19 protein-coding genes and 1 other annotated feature are annotated in these 23,942 nt (G+C 42.0%); of the genes, 17 read left to right on the forward strand and 2 right to left on the reverse strand.

What is annotated here, in order from left to right; genetic code table 11:
• The first annotated feature begins 189 nt into the window (after window positions 1–189).
• The 6 genes from tig to BK049_RS19580 all read left to right on the forward strand — a co-directional run bounded on the left by tig (window position 190) and on the right by BK049_RS19580 (window position 8,233).
• Window positions 190–1,464 (forward strand): trigger factor, encoded by a 1,275-nt coding sequence (gene tig, locus BK049_RS14670; RefSeq protein ID WP_008357969.1) that lies wholly within the window; start codon window positions 190–192, stop codon window positions 1,462–1,464.
• A gap of 251 nt (window positions 1,465–1,715) precedes the next feature.
• Window positions 1,716–2,981, forward strand: a complete 1,266-nt coding sequence (gene clpX / locus BK049_RS14675; RefSeq protein WP_008357967.1) for an ATP-dependent protease ATP-binding subunit ClpX — start codon at window positions 1,716–1,718, stop codon at window positions 2,979–2,981.
• 139 nt (window positions 2,982–3,120) lie between these two features.
• Window positions 3,121–4,782 (forward strand): ATP-dependent protease LonB, encoded by a 1,662-nt coding sequence (lonB, locus tag BK049_RS14680; protein ID WP_071168837.1) that lies wholly within the window; start codon window positions 3,121–3,123, stop codon window positions 4,780–4,782.
• Window positions 4,783–4,953: 171 nt separating this feature from the next.
• A complete protein-coding gene (lon, locus tag BK049_RS14685; RefSeq protein ID WP_071168838.1) occupies window positions 4,954–7,278 on the forward strand; it encodes an endopeptidase La in 2,325 nt (774 codons plus the stop codon).
• Window positions 7,275–7,862: a ribosome biogenesis GTP-binding protein YihA/YsxC gene (yihA, locus tag BK049_RS14690; protein WP_008357961.1), complete on the forward strand. Its 588-nt coding sequence runs from the start codon at window positions 7,275–7,277 to the stop codon at window positions 7,860–7,862. The genes lon and yihA overlap by 4 nt, the downstream gene beginning before the upstream one ends.
• A 230-nt stretch (window positions 7,863–8,092) precedes the next feature.
• Complete coding sequence (locus BK049_RS19580) at window positions 8,093–8,233, forward strand: hypothetical protein (RefSeq protein ID WP_167358865.1); 141 nt, start codon at window positions 8,093–8,095, stop codon at window positions 8,231–8,233.
• 378 nt (window positions 8,234–8,611) lie between these two features.
• On the opposite strand, the gene BK049_RS14695 is transcribed toward BK049_RS19580, so the two are convergent.
• Window positions 8,612–9,097 (reverse strand): hypothetical protein, encoded by a 486-nt coding sequence (locus BK049_RS14695; RefSeq protein ID WP_071168839.1) that lies wholly within the window; start codon window positions 9,095–9,097, stop codon window positions 8,612–8,614.
• Window positions 9,098–9,337: 240 nt separating this feature from the next.
• Between BK049_RS14695 and hemA the strand changes: the two genes are divergently transcribed.
• The 8 genes from hemA (at window position 9,338) to ysxE (ending at window position 18,185) form a co-directional block, all read left to right on the forward strand.
• Window positions 9,338–10,705, forward strand: coding sequence for a glutamyl-tRNA reductase (hemA, locus tag BK049_RS14700; protein WP_008357953.1), 1,368 nt, complete (start codon window positions 9,338–9,340; stop codon window positions 10,703–10,705).
• Between the two features lie 7 nt (window positions 10,706–10,712).
• Window positions 10,713–11,543: a cytochrome c biogenesis protein gene (locus tag BK049_RS14705; protein ID WP_071168840.1), complete on the forward strand. Its 831-nt coding sequence runs from the start codon at window positions 10,713–10,715 to the stop codon at window positions 11,541–11,543.
• A gap of 37 nt (window positions 11,544–11,580) precedes the next feature.
• A complete protein-coding gene (gene hemC, locus BK049_RS14710; protein WP_071168841.1) occupies window positions 11,581–12,516 on the forward strand; it encodes a hydroxymethylbilane synthase in 936 nt (311 codons plus the stop codon).
• On the forward strand, window positions 12,513–13,304 hold the full coding sequence (locus tag BK049_RS14715) for a uroporphyrinogen-III synthase (protein WP_008357945.1): 792 nt from the start codon (window positions 12,513–12,515) through the stop codon (window positions 13,302–13,304). Before hemC ends, BK049_RS14715 begins: the two co-directional genes overlap by 4 nt.
• On the forward strand, window positions 13,304–14,272 hold the full coding sequence (gene hemB, locus BK049_RS14720; protein WP_071169239.1) for a porphobilinogen synthase: 969 nt from the start codon (window positions 13,304–13,306) through the stop codon (window positions 14,270–14,272). The genes BK049_RS14715 and hemB overlap by 1 nt, the downstream gene beginning before the upstream one ends.
• 27 nt (window positions 14,273–14,299) lie before the next feature.
• The gene (gene hemL, locus BK049_RS14725; protein WP_071168842.1) at window positions 14,300–15,592 is read left to right on the forward strand and encodes a glutamate-1-semialdehyde 2,1-aminomutase; all 1,293 of its coding nucleotides are present in this window, start codon (window positions 14,300–14,302) and stop codon (window positions 15,590–15,592) included.
• 285 nt (window positions 15,593–15,877) lie between these two features.
• The gene (locus BK049_RS14730; RefSeq protein WP_071168843.1) at window positions 15,878–17,116 is read left to right on the forward strand and encodes a LysM peptidoglycan-binding domain-containing protein; all 1,239 of its coding nucleotides are present in this window, start codon (window positions 15,878–15,880) and stop codon (window positions 17,114–17,116) included.
• A 37-nt stretch (window positions 17,117–17,153) separates the two neighbouring features.
• On the forward strand, window positions 17,154–18,185 hold the full coding sequence (gene ysxE, locus BK049_RS14735; protein WP_071168844.1) for a spore coat protein YsxE: 1,032 nt from the start codon (window positions 17,154–17,156) through the stop codon (window positions 18,183–18,185).
• A 65-nt stretch (window positions 18,186–18,250) separates the two neighbouring features.
• On the opposite strand, the gene BK049_RS19885 is transcribed toward ysxE, so the two are convergent.
• On the reverse strand, window positions 18,251–18,439 hold the full coding sequence (locus BK049_RS19885) for a hypothetical protein (RefSeq protein ID WP_003216497.1): 189 nt from the start codon (window positions 18,437–18,439) through the stop codon (window positions 18,251–18,253).
• 169 nt (window positions 18,440–18,608) lie between these two features.
• Window positions 18,609–18,838 (forward strand) — a binding site (T-box leader).
• A gap of 59 nt (window positions 18,839–18,897) precedes the next feature.
• On the opposite strand from BK049_RS19885, the gene BK049_RS14745 reads away from it, so the two are divergent.
• The 3 genes from BK049_RS14745 to BK049_RS14755 all read left to right on the forward strand — a co-directional run bounded on the left by BK049_RS14745 (window position 18,898) and on the right by BK049_RS14755 (window position 23,790).
• Window positions 18,898–21,540 (forward strand): valine--tRNA ligase, encoded by a 2,643-nt coding sequence (locus BK049_RS14745; RefSeq protein ID WP_008357933.1) that lies wholly within the window; start codon window positions 18,898–18,900, stop codon window positions 21,538–21,540.
• 65 nt (window positions 21,541–21,605) lie between these two features.
• Window positions 21,606–22,910 (forward strand): bifunctional folylpolyglutamate synthase/dihydrofolate synthase, encoded by a 1,305-nt coding sequence (locus tag BK049_RS14750; RefSeq protein WP_071169240.1) that lies wholly within the window; start codon window positions 21,606–21,608, stop codon window positions 22,908–22,910.
• A gap of 148 nt (window positions 22,911–23,058) precedes the next feature.
• Window positions 23,059–23,790, forward strand: a complete 732-nt coding sequence (locus tag BK049_RS14755) for a prepilin peptidase (protein WP_071168845.1) — start codon at window positions 23,059–23,061, stop codon at window positions 23,788–23,790.
• The last annotated feature ends 152 nt before the right edge of the window (window positions 23,791–23,942 follow it).

The raw sequence follows: 23,942 nt of genomic DNA on the forward strand, positions 1-23,942 counted from the left end.
ATTTGTGCTTATATCGTGTAGTTGTACGATTCAAATGGTTGAAAGACGATATGTATAATCAAGTCAAATGTTGTATACATAATACCGCTGCTTTAGCGGAGTGCGTGGTTTTTTGATTGGACGAAGTCTTTGTGATGCTTTAGAATGTAACAACGCACAATCTGAATAGATTTTTGGAGGGAAACACACATGTCAGTAAAATGGGAAAAACAAGAAGGTAACGAAGGTGTCTTAACTGTAGAAGTTGACGCTGAAACATTTAACAAAGCACTTGATGATGCATTTAAGAAAGTGGTTAAGCAAGTATCAATTCCTGGATTCCGTAAAGGGAAAGTACCACGTGGTCTTTTCGAGCAGCGTTTTGGAGTAGAATCTCTTTATCAAGATGCATTAGATATTCTTCTTCCAGTTGAATATCCAAAAGCAATCGACGAAGCTGGTATCGAACCAGTTGACCGCCCTGAAATCGATGTTGAGAAAATCGAAAAAGGCGAAAGCTTAATCTTCACTGCAAAAGTAACAGTGAAGCCAGAAGTGAAACTTGGTGACTACAAAGGTCTTAACGTAGAAAAAGACGACACAACAGTCACTGATGAAGATGTACAAGAAGAGTTAAAAGCAATGCAAAACCGTCAAGCTGAGCTTGTTGTCAAAGAAGAAGGCGCAATTGAAAACGGCGATACAGTTGTTCTTGATTTCGAAGGATTCGTTGATGGAGAAGCATTCGAAGGCGGAAAAGCGGAGAACTACTCTCTTGAAGTAGGTTCTGGTTCATTCATCCCTGGTTTCGAAGAGCAATTAGTTGGTCTTGAAGCAGGCGCTGAAAAAGACGTAGAAGTTACATTCCCAGAAGAATACCATGCTGAAGACCTTGCAGGTAAACCAGCTGTATTCAAAGTGAAAATTCATGAAATCAAAGCAAAAGAACTCCCAGCACTTGACGATGAGTTCGCTAAAGATGTTGATGAAGAAGTAGAAACGATTGCTGAATTAACTGAAAAAACGAAGAAACGTCTTGAAGAAGCAAAAGAAAACGAAGCGGAAGGAAAACTTCGTGAAGAGCTAGTTGCGAAAGCTTCTGAAAATGCGGAAGTTGACATCCCACAAGCGATGGTTGACACAGAGCTTGACCGTATGATGAAAGAATTCGAACAACGTCTTCAAATGCAAGGGATGAACCTTGAGCTTTACTTCCAATTCTCTGGACAAGATGAAGAAGCGCTTAAAGAGCAAATGAAAGAAGATGCTGCTAAACGTGTAAAATCTAACCTCACTCTTGAAGCAATTGCTGCTGCCGAAGACTTACAAGTGTCTGACGAAGAAGTGGAAGAAGAACTTTCAAAAATGGCTGAAGCATACAACATGCCAATTGAAAATATCAAACAAGCGATTGGATCTACTGACGCAATGAAAGAAGATCTAAAAGTTCGTAAAGCAATTGATTTTCTTGTAGAAAACCGTTAATATGGTGCATAATAATAAAACAGGGCGCGAGTGACTCGTGCCTTGTTTTGTACAATTTTTGACTTATCATTGCTTCTTTTGGAAACGATAGTGTAAGTCACGCTTTTCTGTCATACATATTTCAATGTGCAGTGTTAGAAACACATCATTACCGTCTTTTAGGAATGTATGGTAAAATGCATACATACTGGACCCAAAAAGGTAGCTGACTGTTAGCTACAGGCAAGTGAAGAAGAATAAGGGGTGAAAGAATGTTTAAATTCAACGAGGAAAAAGGTCAATTAAAATGCTCGTTTTGCGGAAAAACGCAAGATCAAGTGCGTAAACTGGTCGCAGGACCTGGCGTATATATATGTGATGAATGTATCGAGCTTTGCACGGAAATAGTTGAAGAAGAACTTGGTACAGAGGAAGAAGTTGAATTCAAGGATGTTCCGAAACCTCATGAAATTCGGGAGATTCTTGATGAATATGTCATCGGACAAGAGAAAGCGAAGAAATCCTTAGCTGTAGCGGTTTATAACCATTATAAACGGATCAATTCCAACAGCAAGATTGATGATGTTGAGCTTTCGAAAAGTAACATTTCGATGATTGGACCAACAGGAAGCGGTAAAACATTACTTGCTCAAACGCTTGCTCGCATTTTAAATGTTCCATTTGCGATTGCAGATGCAACGTCACTAACTGAAGCAGGTTATGTTGGTGAAGACGTAGAGAATATCTTACTAAAGCTGATCCAAGCAGCGGATTATGATGTAGAAAAAGCGGAAAAAGGCATTATCTACATCGATGAGATCGATAAAGTAGCAAGAAAATCAGAAAACCCTTCTATCACTCGTGATGTATCTGGGGAAGGTGTACAGCAAGCTCTTTTGAAAATTCTAGAAGGAACGGTCGCTAGTGTACCGCCTCAAGGTGGTCGTAAGCACCCTCATCAAGAATTCATTCAAATTGATACAACAAATATCCTCTTTATTTGTGGTGGAGCCTTTGATGGTATTGAGCAAATCATCAAACGCCGCCTAGGGCAAAAAGTCATTGGATTCGGTGCAGAAAATAAAGTCGAAGACCTTGAAAAAGAAGTTCTTCTATCAAAAGTATTGCCAGAAGACTTGCTTCGCTTCGGTTTAATTCCAGAATTCATCGGCCGTCTGCCGGTGATTGCAAGCCTAGAGCCGTTAGATGAAAAAGCACTTGTAGAAATCTTGACGAAGCCTAAAAATGCGCTTGTCAAACAGTATACAAAAATGCTTGAGCTTGACGATGTAGAGCTTGTATTCGAAGAAGATGCTCTTAGCGAAATTGCGAAAAAAGCAATTGAGCGTAAAACGGGTGCTCGTGGTCTTCGCTCCATCATTGAAGGCATCATGCTTGATGTGATGTTTGACCTTCCATCTCGTGATGATATTGAAAAATGTGTCATCACTGGTGCAACGGTTGCTGATGGTGAGCCACCGCGTCTTGTGTTAAAAGACGGTACAGTCGTGAATAAAGATACAAAAACATCGGCGTAAGCCAATGGATCACTCCTGAATCTTTTGATTCAGGAGTTTTTTATTTATCGTGGAAGTTGTGTTTATTCCGTCCAGCTCTAGGAAATACTAGCAGACAGAAACCATCAATACATACAATAGATGAAGGAGGGAGCACCGATTGAGCTGGACAGGAATCGTATTATTCATACAGTTGTTCTTTGGTATCGTCATCGGGCTGTACTTTTGGAACTTACTGCGAAATCAACGCACACAAAAGGTGACGATTGACAAAGAATCAAAGAAGGAAATGGAAGCACTTAGAAAGATGAGATCAATTAAGCTGAGTGAGCCTTTATCAGAGAGAGTCCGGCCAAAGGGGTTTCAAGATATTGTAGGACAAGAAGACGGCATTCGTGCACTCAAAGCCGCCCTCTGCGGACCGAACCCGCAGCATGTCATCGTCTACGGACCGCCTGGCGTTGGAAAAACAGCTGCTGCTCGTCTTGTCATGGAAGAGGCGAAGCGCCATGCTGACTCGCCATTTAAAAAAGATGCAGTGTTTGTAGAGCTTGATGCCACAACCGCAAGATTTGATGAACGAGGCATCGCAGACCCCTTAATCGGTTCTGTGCATGACCCGATTTATCAAGGAGCAGGGGCAATGGGACAGGCAGGCATTCCGCAGCCTAAACAAGGAGCGGTCACACACGCTCATGGCGGGGTTCTCTTTATTGATGAAATTGGAGAACTGCATCCGATTCAAATGAACAAAATGCTCAAAGTGCTTGAGGATCGAAAAGTGTTTTTAGACAGTGCCTATTACAGTGAGGAAAATACGCAAATTCCAAATCACATTCATGATATTTTCCAAAATGGACTGCCGGCTGATTTTCGATTGATTGGTGCTACGACAAGAACACCAGATGAAATTCCACCAGCGATTCGGTCGAGGTGTTTGGAAATTTTCTTTAAGGACCTCGATCAGCATGAACTCAAAATAGTCGCAGCGAAAGCTGTCCAAAAAATACAAAAGGAATTAAGTGATGAAGGCTTGAACCTGTTAACGTCTTATGTAAAAAATGGGCGTGAAGCGGTCAATATGGTGCAGATCGCAGCTGGTATGGCTGTCACTGAAAACCGAAAAGACATTACGATCGCTGATATAGAGTGGGTGATTCATTCAAGCCAGCTGACACCAAGATATGAACAAAAAGTACCGGAAAAGCCAAAGGTAGGAGTCGTAAATGGTCTTGCCGTTTATGGACCGAACAGCGGCGCTTTGCTTGAAATTGAAGTGAACATATGTAAAGCGCTTGAAAAAGGCAGTATCAATATTACGGGCATTGCAGAAGAAGAAAGCATTGGCAATCAGTCTAAGTCCATCAGACGGAAAAGTATGGCGAAAGGCTCAGTTGAAAATGTATTAACCGTGCTGAGAAACTTAGGCATACGGACAAATGAATATGATATCCATATTAACTTTCCAGCAGGTGCTCCGATTGATGGCCCGTCTGCCGGAATTGCGATGGCCACAGCGATTTTCTCAGCCATTCATCAGATTCCAATTGATCATCTGACAGCGATGACCGGTGAGATTGGATTGCAGGGCCAGGTAAAACCGATCGGCGGTGTGATACCGAAAATTAAGGCAGCTAAACAAGCTGGTGTTCAAACAGTGATCATCCCTTATGACAACCAGCAGTCGATTCTAAAAGAGATTGAAGGGGTTACGATTGTGCCTGTGAAGCACTTCCAAGAGGTGCTGGATCATTGTTTGATCAATCCGCCAGATGAGAAGAAAGACGGACTAGAAGAAGAAATGAAAAGAAAATCTGTTTAATCCCCATCTCATATGGGGATTTTTTAGTGAAATAGATCTTTTTTTCTTTTTCAGGATAAAAAGAAAGGGTATACTACGGTAAGATCATCATTTCTCAAGTCTTTTACATTGTACAAGACTGAAACAGGTATATTATAATGATTCATACTAGTGACGGAGGTGTCTATCAACATGGCAGATGAAATCAAAAAGAATGTTCCGCTCCTTCCATTGCGAGGTTTGCTTGTTTATCCAACAATGGTCTTGCATTTGGACGTTGGACGCGAGAAGTCTGTTCAAGCATTAGAACAGGCCATGATGAACGATCATATGATTTTTCTAGCAACACAGCGGGAAATTTCAATAGATGAACCAGGTGAAGAGGAAATTTTTAAAGTCGGCACCTACACAAAAATTAAACAAATGCTGAAACTGCCAAATGGAACGATTCGTGTACTTGTTGAAGGTTTAAACCGAGCACAGATCGAATCGTACGTGGAGCTGGAGGACTATACGTCAGTCGATATTAAAGAGCTGGCAGAAGAAGAATTAAAGGACGCAGAAGCAGAAGCACTCATGCGCACGTTGTTAGATCACTTTGATCAGTACATAAAAATTTCTAAAAAAATCTCAGCTGAAACATATGCAACGGTAACGGATATTGAGGAACCTGGCAGAATGGCAGATATCGTCGCTTCTCACCTGCCGCTCAAATTAAAAGACAAACAAGAAGTGCTGGAAACAGTCGATGTCAAAAAGCGGCTGAATCGGGTGATTAGCCTGATCCACAATGAAAAAGAAGTGCTGGAGATTGAAAAGAAAATCGGACAGCGCGTCAAACGTTCAATGGAACGAACGCAAAAAGAATATTATTTGCGTGAACAAATGAAAGCCATCCAAAAGGAACTTGGAGACAAAGAAGGAAAAACAGGCGAAGTCAGTTCATTAATGGCTAAAATTGAAGAGTCCAGCATGCCGGATTCTGTTCGTGAAACGGCATTAAAAGAACTGAATCGTTATGAAAAAATTCCATCAAGCTCTGCTGAGAGCTCTGTCATTCGAAATTATATTGATTGGCTGATCAATCTGCCTTGGGGCATCTATACAGAAGATCGTCTAGACTTAAAGCTGGCAAGTGAAATTTTAGATGAAGAGCATCATGGGCTTGAAAAAGTTAAAGAACGTGTGCTTGAATATCTTGCTGTACAGAAGCTGACAAATTCATTAAAGGGACCGATTCTTTGCCTCGCTGGACCTCCAGGAGTAGGGAAGACGTCACTGGCAAAATCCATTGCAAAATCACTGGATCGAAAGTTTATCCGTATCTCACTTGGCGGTGTACGTGATGAATCTGAAATTCGTGGTCATCGAAGAACTTATGTAGGCGCGATGCCGGGCCGTATTATTCGGGGAATGAGCAAGGCTGGCACGATGAATCCGGTATTTCTTTTAGATGAAATCGATAAGATGTCTTCTGACTTTAGAGGCGACCCTTCATCTGCAATGCTCGAAGTGTTAGATCCAGAGCAAAATCATAACTTTAGCGATCATTATATTGAAGAGACATTTGATTTGTCTCAAGTGTTATTTATCGCAACTGCCAACAATTTAGCAACCATTCCTGGTCCACTTCGTGATAGAATGGAGATTATCACGATTGCAGGATATACGGAAGTTGAAAAAGCAGAAATTGTGAAAGATCACCTTCTGCCGAAGCAGCTAAAGGAGCACGGATTAAAGAAAGGGAACTTACAGCTTCGTGAAGCAGCGATTTACGATATCATTCGCTATTACACAAGAGAAGCGGGAGTCCGCGGGTTAGAGCGTCAGCTGGCGGCAATTTGCCGAAAAGCGGCAAAAGCGATTGTGGCTGAAGACCGTAAGCGTATCACAGTGACGGAAAAGAATTTATCTGAATATCTCGGAAAAAGACTTTACCGTTATGGTCAAGCTGAAACGACAGATCAGGTGGGCGTTGTCACAGGACTTGCGTATACCTCAGTAGGCGGAGATACCTTATCCATTGAGGTCTCACTCTCGCCAGGTAAAGGCAAGCTTTTGCTCACTGGTAAGCTTGGTGATGTCATGAGAGAATCTGCGCAGGCGGCATTCAGTTATATCCGTTCAAAAGCAGATGACCTAAACATTGATCCTCATTTTAATGAAAAGCATGATATTCATATCCATGTTCCAGAGGGTGCGGTTCCAAAGGACGGGCCATCAGCTGGTATTACCATTGCGACCGCTCTTGTATCAGCACTCACAGGACGTCCTGTATCAAAAGATGTTGGTATGACAGGAGAGATTACGTTAAGAGGAAGAGTGCTTCCAATTGGCGGATTAAAAGAAAAAGCATTAGGCGCACATCGTGCAGGACTGAAAACGATTATTCTTCCAAAGGACAATGAGAAGGATATTGATGATATTCCTGAAAGTGTGAGAGAAGGACTGACCTTTATTCCGGTCTCACATGTAGATGAGGTGCTTGAGAAAGCGTTAGTAGGAGAGGGAAGATGAAAGTAACAAAATCAGATATCGTCATTAGTGCGGTGAAACCAGAGCAGTACCCAAGCGGGGGACTGCCAGAGATCGCTCTTGCTGGACGATCAAATGTTGGAAAGTCATCGTTCATTAACTCATTGATTAACCGTAAAAACTTAGCGCGTACGTCTTCTAAACCAGGGAAGACCCAAACGCTTAATTTCTACATTATTAATGATATGCTCCATTTTGTGGACGTACCAGGCTACGGCTTTGCCAAAGTATCAAAAACAGAGCGAGAAGCTTGGGGTAGAATGATCGAAACGTATATTACGATGCGTGAAGAATTAAAAGCAGTCGTCCAAATTGTGGACCTGCGTCATAAGCCATCAGTAGATGATGTGAACATGTATGAATTCCTTAAATATTACGGGGTTCCTGTCATCGTCATTGCGACAAAGGCGGATAAAATTCCAAAAGGCAAATGGGAAAAACATGCGAAGGTCGTCAAGCAGACACTCGATATTGACCCATCAGATGAATTAATCCTATTCTCTTCTGAAACAAAAAAGGGAAAAGAGGAAGCCTGGAATGCGATCCTTGCGAAGGTGAACAGCTAAGAAGTCTATAAAAAGTTGTAAGAAAACATTTGTTTTCTTACAACTTTTTTTCATATGTCGAGAAAAAACGTAGAACTTGAATGATTCGTTTTTGTTTCTAGAAATACTCAAATGGTTGCGTGCTGAAAATTAATTAAAAAGATACAACATGTAAATTAAATACCATATTTATAAATAAAAGTAATTTTGATAATATGAATTTGAAAATATTTCAGATAGGAGTGGTCATAATGAAATTAAAAGCAAGAACTTGTTATCATTACTCACTAAATGAAATGAAGGAAAGGCAATCAAAACTGAAGGCGAGAACGTGCTATAATTACTCGCTCAATGAAATGAAAGAAATGCAAAAGGTATTAAAGAAAAAATAAGAGAGAATATGATGAGAAACAGAGGTTTTTTAAAATCTCTGTTTCTTAACACTTAAATAAGGAATAGTGTACATGAACATTCGGAACGTGAATACATTTGTCTATTTGGATACCATGATCGTTTTCATAGGGGCATTAGTTTGGACTGGACTGCCTCTTTATTTTTTTGAAATGACTGGTTCATATTTTTATTCAGGCAGTTTGACATGAGGAAAGAAAAACAAAACCGTCTTACCTGCAAAAATGTTGCTACACAAGCAACTGCAGATAAGGCGGTTATTGTCGTCTATCATCAATGAAACTGTTCTCTTAAGATGTGATTACAAACATTTATACAACAACCAATTGATGGCTTATTAAACATTTTGATTGTATAAGTTATTTCCTTTTTAAAAATAATAAGAGGAGACTGATGGCAATCAGTACATATGGCCAGTACAATTCAAAACCGGAAGTAGGGATCGAGAGCGTGCTCAGCTGTTTTGTAATTTGCTGAAAGAAATAAAGGAACAGGCCAAGTGCAATGAGAACTAGACTTTCGATACGATATTCCTTTTTCTGAGATGATTTCATGAAAAGCGCAAGGCCGACGATGAACACAATCATTGTAAATGTGTCTGGCCAGTGGTCCAATTTTGGCTGAAGGATAAAGTGTAGCGCAAGGCCCGTCATGAGCATACCGATAAACACATGAGAGGTTTCCTGCTCCTTCTTTCCTTGGTATAAGAAAGCAAGGCCAAAAAGCAGTACAAGTGTATACCATTTCTCCTGGTCTTTCCAAATGTCAAATTGATCTCCTGAGAGAATGGCATATAGCGCTACAGCCAGCAATGTGAGCGGCAGCAAAATGGATTTCTTCTTCAAAGATGTCACCTTCTTTTAAGCAGATCATTTGTTCACACTCGCCAAATCTGATAAATTGCTTGAAGTGATGATATGGCATCTGATGTCGAACATTTTTCTACTATATCACAACATTTTTGAAATCTGTTCACAATTTTTATCCAGTTAAAAATGAATATATGTTATAATCATTATAAATAATAAATTCTATATTGTAATTATTATAAATTAGACAGGGCGTTGGGGGTGCAAGCTGAAGTTATGCATATTCTTGTTGTGGGTTTAGATTATAAAACAGCCCCTGTTGAGATACGGGAACAGCTAAGCTTTGAACCGAGCGAGCTCGGAACAGCGATGTCCAAGCTTAAAGAAGAAAAAAGCATTCTAGAGAATATCGTCATCTCAACATGTAATCGAACAGAGATCTACGCAGTAGTAGATCAGCTTCATACTGGTCGGTTTTATATAAAAAGATTTTTAGCAGATTGGTTCGGTTTAGAAAAAGAAGATGTATCTCCGTATTTGAAGTTTTATGAAAACGATGGTGCGGTTGAGCATTTATTCCGTGTGGCCTGCGGACTTGATTCCATGGTCATTGGCGAAACACAAATACTCGGTCAAGTGCGATCCAGCTTTAAACTAGCTCAAGAGGAAAAAACCATTGGTACCGTTTTCAATTATTTATTTAAGCAGGCGGTCACCGTGGCGAAGCGCTCTCATGCGGAAACAGATATTGCATCTAATGCTGTATCTGTCAGCTATGCGGCAGTGGAACTTGCGAAAAAAATCTTTGGACGTCTTTCTGATAAGCATGTCCTTATTCTTGGTGCGGGTAAAATGGGCGAGCTTGCGGCGCAAAACCTTCAAGGTCAAGGAATTGGTCATGTGACGGTCATCAACCGAACGTATGAGAAGGCAAAAGAACTGGCCGGCCGTTTTTCAGGAGAGCCTAAGAGTTTAAACCAATTAGAAAAGACATTATCTGAAGCGGACATTTTAATTAGCTCAACAGGTGCTAAGCAATTTGTCATTACAAAAGAAATGGTCGAAAATGCGAACAAACAGCGCAAAGGCAGACCGCTATTTATGGTAGATATTGCAGTGCCCCGTGATTTAGATCCAGCCATTTCTGAAGTAGAAGGTGCTTTTTTGTATGACATTGATGACCTAGAAGGCATTGTGGCAGCTAACTTAAAAGAACGCCGTGCGGTGGCTGAGCAGGTGGAGCTCCTCATTGAAGCTGAAATTGTAGAATTTAAGCAATGGCTCAATACGCTCGGAGTGGTTCCAGTCATTTCTGCTTTAAGAGAAAAAGCACTCTCGATTCAAGCAGACACGATGCAAAGCATTGAACGAAAGCTTCCAAACCTTACAAATCGTGAAATGAAGCTGTTAAATAAGCATACGAAAAGCATCATCAATCAAATGCTGAAAGATCCTATTTTAAAGGCAAAAGAAATTGCCGGGGAACCGAATGCAGAGGAAAAGCTTTTACTCTTTAAAGAAATCTTTGATTTACAGGTTGAAGATGAAGAGCAAAAGGTAGAGCCGATGCAGGTGGATCAAGGGTCATTTCAGCTGTTCAAATCAAATATGGCACAAGGCTTTGCTACAGTTGCCAGTGAGTGATTAGGCGATGATGGAATCCATTGTAGCGAGACTAGGCGAAGCGACGATCTTGATTTATGCACTCAGTGTCTTGTTCTATTTCATAGATTTTCTTCAACACAACCGGAAGGCTGGAAAAATGGCTTTCTGGTTGCTTTCTATTGTCTGGCTGCTGCAAACAGTCTACATGTTTTATATTATGATGGAAACAGACCGATTCCCTGTGTTGAATGTAGCAGAGGGGTTATATTTTTATACATGGGTGCTTGTGACACTGTCACTCGTTCTCACAAAAGTATTACGCGTTGAATTTATTGTCTTTTTTACAAATGTAATTGGTTTTTCCATGATGGCGATTCACACCTTTACACCATCTAATCTCCATTCTGCGGAATTGACGGGGAGACTGACGAGTGAGCTGCTTGTCATTCATATTACGATGGCCATTTTATCGTACGGTGCCTTTTCACTTTCATTTGCTTTTTCACTTCTTTATCTCTTTCAATACCGTTTACTGAAAAAGAAAAAATGGGGAAAATGGCTTCTAAGAATTGAAGACCTATCAAAGCTTGATCATATGGCGTACGTATTAAATATAATTGGCGTACCCATGCTCCTGCTTAGTTTAATTCTTGGTATTATATGGGCATATATTTCGTATGATACGTTGTACTGGACAGATGCCAAGGTGCTTGGTTCGTTTATTATGCTGTTTTTATACGGCTTTTACTTATACATTAGATTGGTGAGGAATATGCAGGGCAAAATCGTGGCACGCTGGAATGTCGCTTCATTCCTTGTGCTGATGATCAATTATTTTCTGCTTGGGAGCTTATCAACCTTTCATTGGTTTCAATAATGATGAGTCTTAAGGGCATTGTCGGGAGGAAGACGTAATGCGTACAATTAAAGTAGGTTCTAGACGAAGTAAGCTTGCGATTACACAAACAAAATGGGTCATCCAAAAGCTGTCTGAACTAAACCCTTCTTATTCTTTTGAAATAAAAGAGATTGTCACAAAGGGTGATCAAATTTTAGATGTGACCTTATCGAAGGTTGGCGGAAAAGGGCTATTTGTCAAAGAGATTGAACAAGCCATGCTGAATCATGACATCGACATGGCGGTTCACAGCATGAAAGATATGCCGGCCGCTCTTCCAGAAGGTTTAGTCATTGGCTGTATTCCTGAGCGTGAGGATGTGCGGGATGCACTGATTTCAAAGGGGCATCTTCGCCTTCATGAACTGCCAAAGGGAGCCATTGTGGGAACGAGCAGCTTGCGGCGCAGTGCACAGCTTCTTCAGGAGCGACCAGATCTTGAGATTAAATGGATTCGAGGAAACATTGATACCAGACTTGAAAAACTGAAAAATGAAGAATATGATGCCATTATTCTAGCAGCCGCCGGTCTGTCTAGAATGGGCTGGAGCAAAGAAGTCGTGTCGGAATTTTTATCTCCTGACACCTGTCTGCCAGCTGTTGGGCAAGGTGCATTGTCTATTGAATGCCGCGGAAATGATGAAGAGCTCTTGCAGCTTTTAGCTCAATTCACGCATGAGTATACGGAGAAAACAGTCCTTGCTGAACGAGCCTTTCTTAAACAAATGGACGGAAGCTGTCAAGTGCCAATCGCTGGTTACGCTACGATGAATGAGCGTGATGAAATTGAACTGACGGGTCTTGTGGCATCAGCTGATGGCCATACGATCATTCGAGAAACTGTGACGGGTACTGACCCTGAGGCAATTGGTACAGCGTGTGCGAAACAGATGGCTAATAAGGGAGCAAAGGATTTGATCGACAAGGTGAAAAAGGATCTGTCCTCCCAATGACAAGAGCCAAATCGCTTTACGGACAGACGGTGCTTGTCACTCGAAATGAACGTCAAGCGGGCGTGTTTCGGCAGAAAATTGAAGCGCTGAACGGCCGTGCTGTATTAACCTCTCTAATTAGGTTTGAGCCAACGCTCACAAAAGAAAAAGCGGAGGCATTTTTACAAGACTTAAAAGCCAGTCATTGGCTTGTGTTCACGAGTGTGAATGGTGCGTCGTTTTTTCTCAATTATATAGAGGAGCATCGTTTACATCAAAGCTTATCCCACTTGAAAGTGGCGGCTGTAGGTGAAAAAACATCTGCCTATCTTAAGCAGCATGGATTTAAGGTGGATGTCGTTCCAGAACAATTTATAGCAGAAGAGCTGGCAGATGCCTTAATTGAACATGTTCAGCCAAAAGAGCGTGTTTTTGTAGCGAAAGGTCGCCTGTCACGAGATGTGGTGAAGAAAACGCTCGTTCCGCTTGGTATTGAAGTGAAAGAATGGATTTTATATGAAACAGTGAAGGATGAGGACGGAATTGCGGCTCTCAAGTCGGCCATGATGGAGCAATCATTTGATTTTATTACATTTACAAGCTCATCTACTGTTCATTCTTTTATGCATGCCATGGAAGCGGATGTAGCAAGGTTAGCAGCATCTGACACATGTTTTGTGACCATTGGTCCTCTTACAAAAGAGGCACTGCTTCAATACGGGATTTCCTCTGAAACCCCAGATACTTATACGATAGACGGGATGCTTGATTTGATGTGCCGTTTATCTGAAAGGAAGTTGAATCATTGATGAAATTTAACAGACACCGTAGATTGCGTACAAGCGCAGGAATGAGAGAGCTAGTCAGAGAAACCTTTTTAAGACCATCTGATTTCATTTACCCTATCTTTTTTGTTGAGGGAGAAAATGTCCGGAAAGAAGTACCTTCGATGCCGGGTGTCTATCACATTTCAGTTGATCTTGTGAAAGAAGAAGTTCAAGAGCTTGTGAATCTTGGCATTCAATCCATCATTGTATTTGGAGTACCAGACCATAAAGACCATGTAGGCAGTGAAGCATATCACGATCATGGTATTGTTCAAAGAGCAACGCTTGAGATTAAAAAGCATTTCCCAGAGCTTGTTGTCATTGCAGACACTTGCTTATGCCAATATACCGATCATGGACACTGTGGAATTGTTGAAGATGGTGAAATCTTAAATGATGAATCGCTTCAGCTTTTAGCAAAAACAGCAGTTAGCCAAGCGCGTGCAGGTGCAGATATCATTGCACCATCAAACATGATGGACGGCTTTGTTATCGCAATCCGTGAGGCACTTGATGAAGCTGGTTTTATTCATGTGCCTGTGATGTCATATGCTGTGAAATATGCAAGTGCTTTTTACGGTCCGTTTCGTGATGCGGCGCATAGTACACCGCAGTTTGGAGATCGTAAAACGTATCAAATGGACCCTGCAAACCGTTTAGAGGCGCTAAGAGAGGCGCAATCTGACGTAGAAGAGGGGGCTGACTTCCTCATCGTCAAGCCATCCCTTTCTTATTTAGATATTATGCGTGATGTGAAAAATGAATTTACACTTCCTGTTGTCGCTTACAATGTGAGCGGAGAGTACGCAATGGTGAAAGCCGCTGCTCAAAATGGCTGGATTTCTGAAAAAGAGCTTGTCCTTGAAATGCTGACAAGCATGAAACGTGCAGGTGCAGAATTAATCATTACGTATCACGCAAAAGATGCGGCAAAATGGCTCTCAGAATAAAGAACGGATAGACAGGAGGACGTTGAAATGGGACGTAGCTATGAAAAATCGAAGCAAGCATTTGAAGAAGCGCAGCACTTAATGCCTGGTGGTGTGAACAGCCCTGTGCGTGCATTTAAATCAGTCAACACAGACCCGATTTTTATGGAACGAGGAAAAGGCGCAAAGATATACGATATTGACGGAAATGAATACATTGATTATGTCTTATCGTGGGGCCCGCTTATTTTAGGACATACGAATGACCGTGTGGTTGAAAGCATACAGCGAGTAGCTGAACATGGTACAAGCTTCGGTGCTTCTACTTTAGTTGAAAATGAATTAGCTAAGCTTGTATCAGAACGAGTTCCTTCTATTGAGGTCATTCGCATGGTCAGCTCTGGAACAGAGGCGACCATGAGTGCACTTCGTCTAGCGCGCGGCTTTACAGGCAGAAATAAAATTGTGAAATTTGAGGGCTGCTATCATGGACATGGTGATTCTTTACTCATTAAAGCGGGATCAGGTGTAGCAACGCTTGGTCTTCCAGATAGTCCTGGTGTCCCTGAAGGTGTTGCAAGCAATACGATCACCGTTCCATACAATGATTTAGAAAGCATCAAAGTCGCTTTCCAGGAATTTGGTGACGACATTGCAGGTGTCATTGTAGAACCAGTTGCAGGAAATATGGGGGTTGTTCCTCCGCAAGAAGGTTTCTTGCAAGGCTTAAGAGACATCACAGAGCAATACGGCTCTTTACTCATTTTTGATGAGGTGATGACAGGCTTCCGTGTGGATTATCACTGCGCGCAAGGCTATTTTGGCATTACGCCTGATCTGACATGTCTTGGCAAAGTGATCGGAGGCGGTCTGCCAGTCGGCGCTTATGGAGGAAGAGCGGATATTATGAGACAAATTGCACCAAGCGGACCGATCTATCAAGCAGGAACGTTATCGGGTAACCCGCTTGCCATGACAGCAGGTTTAGAAACATTAAAACAGCTGACACCTGAGTCTTATGAAGAATTTAGACGAAAAGGGGATCGGCTGGAAGAAGGCATTTCAAAAGCGGCGAAAGCAAATGGAATTCCATTAACGTTTAACCGTGCTGGTTCCATGATTGGATTCTTCTTTACGAACGAGAAGGTCGTGAATTACGACACAGCGAAAACAGCAGACCTCGCTTTATTCGCTGAATTTTACAAGGAAATGGCTGATCATGGCATCTTCCTTCCACCTTCTCAATTCGAAGGGCTGTTCCTATCAACTGCTCATACGGATGAAGACATTGACTATACGATTGAGACAGTGGAAAAGGTATTTCAAAAATTACGTCGATAAACATATCGGCTTAGATTGTTGACAAAGGGCTAAAATGAACTTTATTTTAGCCCTTTGTCTTTTTTTTTTCAGCGTGATAGAAAACCTTTGAAGTCTAGGAAGGGAGAGCACTGGAGCGCAGACCTGACAACGAATGCGAGGGTTTGTCTACACGATGAAGCCGGTATGGAGACATATCGGCTTTTTGCTTTACGTAAAACCAATCATATTTTCGCTGCCTCCTACATACATCTGTATTGACATCTAATTTTATTTTGAAGGATTAGATGAAAGGAGGACACCGACTTGTCTCAAAACAATCGATTACAGTTTTCGGTAGAAGAGTCCATTTATTTTAAAAACGGACAGGAAGTCAGTGAGCTGCTGTCAATTTCTCTCGACCCTGACATTCTCGTTCAAGAAGTGAATGATTATGTTTCCATTAGAGGTTCACTCGAGCTAACAGGAGAATACAACATAAATCAAGAGGAGCTAATGGGTGAATCCAGTTCCTATGCATCATACAGGCAAGCTGATGAGGTAAAGGTTAGAGAGGACGGAACGGCGGAGCTGCTGCATCAATTTCCGGTAGATATCACCATTCCTAAGAACAAAATTAGTCATTTAAATGATGTGTTTGTGTTTATTGATGCGTTTGATTACCAGCTGACAGAAAGCCGTTTGCTCACCATTCAGGCTGATCTAGCGATTGAGGGCTTATTAGATGAAGGAACGCCCGAACCGGTTGTAGATGAGCCGTATGAATTTGTTCATCGTTCTGAAGAGGAATATGGCGATGTCACCTATGAATATCAGGCGCAGCCAGAATATGAAGAGCAAGAAGTGCTACAAGGCGACGAGCGTGAGGAAGATGAAGAAAAGCAGGCTGTGCGGCAACATGATGTACGAACTGAAGAAGAAGAAATAGACATAGAGACGGTGATGGTGGAAGAAGCAGAAGAGGAAGAATATGAGGAGCAAGAAGAAGCAGTGGCACTCGGATATCGCTCCTTCCCGGAAGCTCAGGTGCAGGAGCCGCCATTTTTTGAACCGCCTAAGCTATTAGAAGAAGAGGAACGGGATGATACGTTCTTTGAGGTGGAAGTGAGGAAAGATCCTGAAGCGGAGGGACATGAGGAAGAACCACCGCCAGCTTATCCAGCATTTGAATCACCTGCGTATCAGATGGAACAAGCGCAGGAGGAGCGGGATGACAGTTATCAATTCGAGCGATTATATGAACGGGAAGCGCCAAAGGTGTATGAGTCAGCTCAAAAAGCGGAGGATCATGAAGATGACGTGAGAGAAACGTCTGGCAGTGAGAATTCTCTTTATTTAACGAAGCTGTTCGCTAAGCAGGAGGAGGAAGATTTTTCTCGCATGAAAATATGTATAGTTCAGCAAGAAGATACGGTCGATCGTATTTGTGAACGATATCAGTTGAATGTGCAGCAGCTCCTTCGAACGAACTCGTTATCGATTGATGCGGAGCTTGAGGAAGGGCAGATTCTTTATATACCAGAATATCAAAAAAGCAATGCATAAGAAGCGATGATCGACCGAGAAAATGTGGTGAGTGAACGTGGATGAAATCCAATCTGTTCTATATGAATACGGGCTTGAGGCTGAATATATGGAACCTGTCAGTTCAGCAGTCGTCAAAGTGTATACAAAGCAGGGCGTATTTGCACTAAAGCGAGTCAAATCTCATCGGCATATGCAGTTTACAGAGCAAATGCTTGAATTAGAATCAAAGGGCTATCGCTCCTTTGTGCCGATTTATCGCACGAAGAGCGGTTCCTTTTTCTCAAGTCATCGAGATACCCAGTATGCCTATTACCTCATGCCATGGCTGACGAATGAAAAGAGAGAAGAGCAGGACGATAAGCATGAATATTTATTTCAAGAGATTGCAAGACTTCATAAACGAACTGAAGTGATGATGGACATCACAGAGCAAGAAATAGAAGCTCACTACACACAAATAAAAAGCAAATGGGAAGCAGAGAAAGACATGTATGAACGATTTATAGAGCGGGCAGAACAAACATGGTATATGTCGCCATTTGAACTGGCTGCTGCTATGTATTTTTCAGAAGCGATGTCTGCAAGTGAATTCGCGCTTGAGCGCTTAGAGGATTGGCACGAGGAAATGAAAGATCAAGAGACGACACGTATTGTGTTAAATCATGGGCAATTGTCGGTCCATCACTTTTTGTACAATGATGTAGGCACAGGACATTTCACCAATTTTGAGCGGTCCAAAAAGGCTGCCCCCATTTACGATCTTCTGACCTTTTACTTCCGAACCTTTAAAACCTATCCTACTGCTTGTCCTGAATGTACTTCCTTATTTTATACGTATCAAAAGGGGAATCCGCTTCGGGAGGAAGAGCTTCATTTGTTCCTAAGTTACCTCGCTTACCCGCAGGGCCTGTTTGATACGGTGAAAGCCTATGAAGCAGGCGGTCAGGATGAGATGGAAAGCTGTCAGGAGCTGTTAAGAGCGTATTGGCAAATGAAAAATTCAGAGCCGACTGTCATGAAGATTCACGAAATGGAGCAGGCTAGACGCCTTGAAGAAGAGCAAAATGCCTCGTCATCAGCAGAATGACGAGGTTTTTGTTTGAAAAATGGGAGGACCTTTACATAAGAGTGAGCCTGCATCTTTCAGCTCTTTTAAAACCAATCAAGGTGAAAGGCACAGGCGAGAAATATGAGAATACCTAAGATGAGGACGTCAAATGTTGTGGGAAAAATGATCGTGCGAAACCCTTGAAATATGGCAATCGGGAGAACGACTTGGGAGGCAACTGCCCGAATTTGTCTAAGCCAGGGGGGGAGTGTGTAAGGATTGATCTTCTTCAAAATCAAACGCCCTCCTTCTTTATTTTGTTATTATTATATGGGCAATGAGGCAAAGGGTGCCTGCCCAATTTGTATAAAGAAGAAGAAAAGCGGAAAAGATGATTGACGAAAACAAAAGGCATTTAGTAATATTAATAAAAGATGAGTATGTGCTGATGAACGTGATATATCGTAAGCGTGGACCAGGAAGAGTACAAGCAAGCCCCTAAAGAGAGGGAAACCAAGAGCTGAAAGGTTTCCTAGGATACACTTGTTTGGAAGGTCGCCTGTGAGCTTAATTTCTTGAATGATTGAGTAGAGAAATTCGGGAGAACCCCGTTATCCTTTAGAGTGTATGGGACACGTGTATGTGTTCCATGAAAAAAGGTGGTACCGCGAAAAAGCTTTTTCGTCCTTTTATAAGGATGAAAGGGCTTTTTTTATGTTTCATCAGCCGAAAAAATGTGGAGGTTACACAAATGGGAACAAATAATCAAGAAATGCCTACAAAGTACGATCCAAATGCGATTGAAAAAGACCGCTATACGTACTGGCTTGAAGGAAAGTTTTTCGAAGCAAAAAATGACAAAACGAAAGATCCATATACAGTCGTCATTCCTCCACCAAACGTGACAGGAAAATTGCACCTAGGGCATGCTTGGGATTCAACTCTTCAAGATATCGTGACACGCATGAAGCGGATGCAGGGCTATGACGTTCTATGGCTTCCAGGAATGGATCATGCGGGTATTGCCACTCAAGCAAAGGTAGAGGCAAAGCTTCGCGAAGAAGGCGTGAGCCGCTATGACCTCGGGCGTGAAAAATTTGTAGAAGAAACGTGGAAGTGGAAAGAAGAATATGCAGATTTTATTCGCAGCCAGTGGGCGAAAATGGGTCTTGGCCTAGATTACTCGCGTGAACGCTTTACATTAGATGAAGGTTTGAATAAGGCTGTTCGCCAAGTATTTGTTCAATTGTATGAGAAGGGACTGATCTATCGCGGAGAGTACATCATTAACTGGGACCCAGCAACAAAGACGGCCCTTTCTGATATCGAGGTGATTTACAAGGATGTACAGGGTGCGTTTTATCACTTGAGATATCCTTTAGCAGATGGATCAGGTTCGATTGAAATTGCGACAACACGACCTGAAACGATGCTTGGAGATACGGCAGTCGCTGTACATCCTGAAGATGAACGCTATCAGCATTTGATTGGGAAAACAGTTATTTTACCAATTACAGGCCGCGAGATCCCAATCGTTGGTGATGATTATGTTGATATGGAATTTGGATCAGGAGCTGTGAAAATTACGCCTGCTCATGACCCGAATGACTTCGAGCTTGGAAACCGTCATAACTTAGAACGCATTCTTGTGATGAATGAAGATGGCACGATGAATGAGAATGCGCTGCAATACAAAGGAATGGACCGCTTCGAATGCCGTAAACAGCTTGTGAAGGATTTACAAGAAGCAGGCATTTTGTTCAAAATTGAGGATCATATGCATTCAGTTGGTCACAGTGAACGAAGCGGAGCTGTTGTAGAACCGTACTTATCTACACAATGGTTTGTGAAAATGCAGCCGCTCGCAGATGAAGCCATCAAACTGCAAAAAGGTGATGAGCAAGTTCAATTTGTTCCGGACCGTTTTGAAAAGACGTATTTACACTGGATGGAAAATATCCGTGACTGGTGTATTTCTCGTCAGCTATGGTGGGGGCACCGCATCCCGGCTTGGTACCATAAAGAAACGAAGGAAGTATACGTTGGACTCGAAGCACCAGAAGATATTGAAAACTGGGAGCAAGATAACGATGTGCTTGATACATGGTTTAGTTCAGCGCTATGGCCTTTCTCTACAATGGGCTGGCCAGATGAAGACAGTGAAGATTTCAAGCGCTACTATCCAACAAATCTGCTTGTAACAGGCTATGACATCATTTTCTTCTGGGTATCACGTATGATCTTCCAAGGGCTTGAATTCACAGGAGAAAAACCGTTCAAAGACGTCCTCATTCATGGGCTTATCCGCGATGAGCAGGGGCGTAAAATGAGTAAGTCACTTGGCAACGGAATTGATCCGATGGAGGTCATCGACAAGTACGGTGCGGATTCATTAAGATATTTCTTAGCCACTGGAAGCTCACCAGGTCAGGATCTGCGTTTTAGCTTTGAAAAGGTTGAATCCACTTGGAACTTTGCGAATAAAATTTGGAACGCATCCCGTTTTGCTTTAATGAATATGGATGGTTTAACGTATGACGAGCTTGATTTGACAGGAGAAAAATCAGTTGCGGATCAATGGATTTTAACACGACTAAATGAAACGATTGAAAGTGTCACACAGCTTGCTGACAAATATGAATTCGGAGAAGTGGGCAGACATTTATACAACTTCATTTGGGATGATTTCTGTGATTGGTATATTGAAATGGCGAAGCTTCCGCTTTATGGAGAAGACGAAGCAGCAAAGAAAACGACTCGTTCGATTCTGGCATATGTTCTAGATCAAACGATGAGACTTCTTCATCCATTTATGCCGTTCTTAACAGAAGAAATCTGGCAGCATCTGCCGCATGAAGGTGAGTCCATTACCGTTGCGAAATGGCCTGAAGTAAAGCCCGAGCTTTCGAACGAACAGGCTTCTGCTGACATGAAGCTGCTCGTTGAACTCATTCGCTCTGTTCGTAACATTCGCAGTGAAGTGAACACGCCAATGAGCAAACAAGTTGAGCTATATATCAAAGCATCTACATCTGATGTACAGGAACGTTTAGAAAAAAATCGTTCATATATTGAGCGTTTCACAAATCCAAGTGTGCTTGAAATTGGCACAGATGTCCCTGCAAGTGATAAAGCGATGACAGCTGTTATTTCTGGAGCTGAACTCATTCTACCGCTTGAAGGCTTAATCAATCTAGATGAAGAAATCGCTCGTCTGCAAAAAGAGCTTGATAAGCTCACAAAAGAAGTCGAGCGCGTACAGAAAAAGCTAGGAAATGAAGGCTTTATGAAAAAAGCGCCTGAAAGTGTCGTGGAAGAAGAGCGTGAAAAAGAACGTGATTATGTCGCAAAACGCGAAGCTGTTCAAAAGCGTATTGAAGAGCTGAAAGCATAATGTTGAAAAGACGGCTCCTAATGGAATGGAGTCGTCTTTTTTGAAAATTTCGTATGAAATGGGAGATGACATTGTTTACAACCTATCATGAAGCCATTGAATGGATTCATAGCAGACTAGCCTTCGGCGTCAAACCGGGACTTGAACGAATGAAATGGCTGATGGACAGACTAGGCCATCCAGAACAAAAAATAAAAGCGGTGCATGTTGCTGGTACTAATGGAAAAGGGTCAACGATTGCGTTTACTCGTTCCGTTTTACAGTCAGCAGGCTATTCAGTTGGAACCTTTACCTCTCCGTTTATTTTAACGTTCAATGAAAGAATTAGTGTAAATGGGGAGCCGATTTTGGATGAGGAGTGGCTGAGCTTGGTGAATGAGATCAAGCCTTTAGTCGATGAATTAGATGATACAGAGCTTGGTGCAGCAACAGAGTTTGAGATCATTACAGCATGTGCGTTTGCTTATTTTGCCCATGTGCATCAAGTAGACTTTGTCCTATTGGAAACAGGGCTTGGCGGAAGGCTGGATTCAACAAATGTTGCAGCGCCCATCTTAACAGCGATTACGTCGATTGGGCATGATCATATGGTGATTTTAGGCGACACACTGGAACAGATTGCAGCAGAAAAAGCGGGCATTATCAAAAATGGCATTCCGATGATCACGGCCGTCCATCAACTAGAGGCTCTTTCTGTCATTCAAAACAAGGCACAAGAAAACAATGCACCGTTTCTTTCGTTACATGATACTTGTACCTTTGAGCATCAACAGCCGACGGAAACAGGTGAACGATTCACATTAACTACCCCAAAAAGGCAGTATCCACAGCTAGAGACAGGGTTAATCGGAACACATCAAAGACAAAATGCATCCCTTGCGGTTCTATTGATCGAATGGCTGGAGCAAGAGGGATATATCAATGTGTCAGAAGAGCAAGTGTATGAAGGAATTCGGCAAGCGGCATGGGCTGGAAGGTTTGAAAAGGTCAAAGATCAGCCTCTTGTCTATATAGACGGTGCTCATAATGAAGAGGGGATGGACCGTTTAATAGAAACCGTACAAGCTCATTTTTCCAGTAAACAAGTCCATGTATGTTTTAGCGCGTTAAAAGATAAACCGTACAGGCAAATGATTGACAAGCTTGAAGCTATTAGTTCCTCAATTCATTTTGTTTCCTTTGATTTTCCTAGAGCTGAATCAGCAGAAAAGCTGTATGCTTGCAGTCATTTAGAAGCAAAATCGTTTGATGAAGATCCTCGTGCAGTACTTGATTTCATTCAGAAAAAAAGTGCTGACCCTTCGGCAGTGATCCTTGTGACAGGCTCCCTTTATTTTATTTCAGATATACGAAATCGTATTTTAAGGTAATCAAAAGACGCAATTGCTTCGATGCAATGTGCGTCTTTTTTTCTTTTGAAATGAGAAAGAGGGGAGAAATCACATTTTCACTAGGTGCTCAAGATGAATCGCTATGGTACAATCCGGTCTATTCTATTTCTGGAAGGGGCTACTGAATTTGACGGATCTTTTTGTGTTTTTTGCGGGCATGATCATGGGGTCATTTTTTCATCTCGTTGGTGACAGGCTACCAATGAAACGGTCCATTCTTTTTCCACGTTCTCACTGTGAAATTTGTAAACAGTCGCTTTCTTTTCATGACATGCTTCCGCTCATCTCTTATATTGTATTGAAAGGGTCTTGTAAGCGCTGTGGCGCCCGCTTGTCTTTCCTGTATCCAATGACTGAGCTGCTAACAGGCTGCCTTTTTTTGCTCATTTATAGGACTGCTGGTTTTTCGTTTGAGGGCCTTTTTCTTGTGATTCTTTGTAGTTTATTCGTGATTGCTGTCGTGAGTGATCTTCTTTATATGAGAGTGCCAAACGAGCTCTTTCTTTTCTTTTTTCCTCTTTTCGTCATATACCGCACGCTAGAACCGCTTTTGATTTGGTGGGAAGGAGCGGCGTCTCTCCTTTTTTGTTTTCTTTTGTTTTATAGCTTAGACTGCTTCAAGCCAAATAGCATGGGCGGAGCGGATATGAAGCTGTTTGGTGTGCTTGCGTTTTGCTTTGGTTTCAAATGGTTTCTTATCATTCTTTTCCTTTCATCTGTCACTGGAATGGTTTATGCAAAGCTGTTTCCCTTCAGGCTGGATGAGCCATTTCCCTTTGTTCCTGCGATCGCTTTCTCTTTTTGGCTGTATCTTTTTTGGGGTGATAGGCTGATCGCAATTGGCGATTTTTTTGGATGAAAAAATTGGCGAACACTTTTTTAACCTGCCGACAAAAGTCTTGTTCTTTTTTTTATCTGCTATGTTAAAGTGTGAAGCAGAAAGAAGGACGGGTTACATTCGCGCTGATTCATTGGACAAAAAAGGTCTTTCTTACAAACAATGTCAGAAAG

This window comes from Bacillus xiamenensis (assembly GCF_001857925.1).
In the GTDB taxonomy this organism is placed as follows: domain Bacteria; phylum Bacillota; class Bacilli; order Bacillales; family Bacillaceae; genus Bacillus; species Bacillus xiamenensis.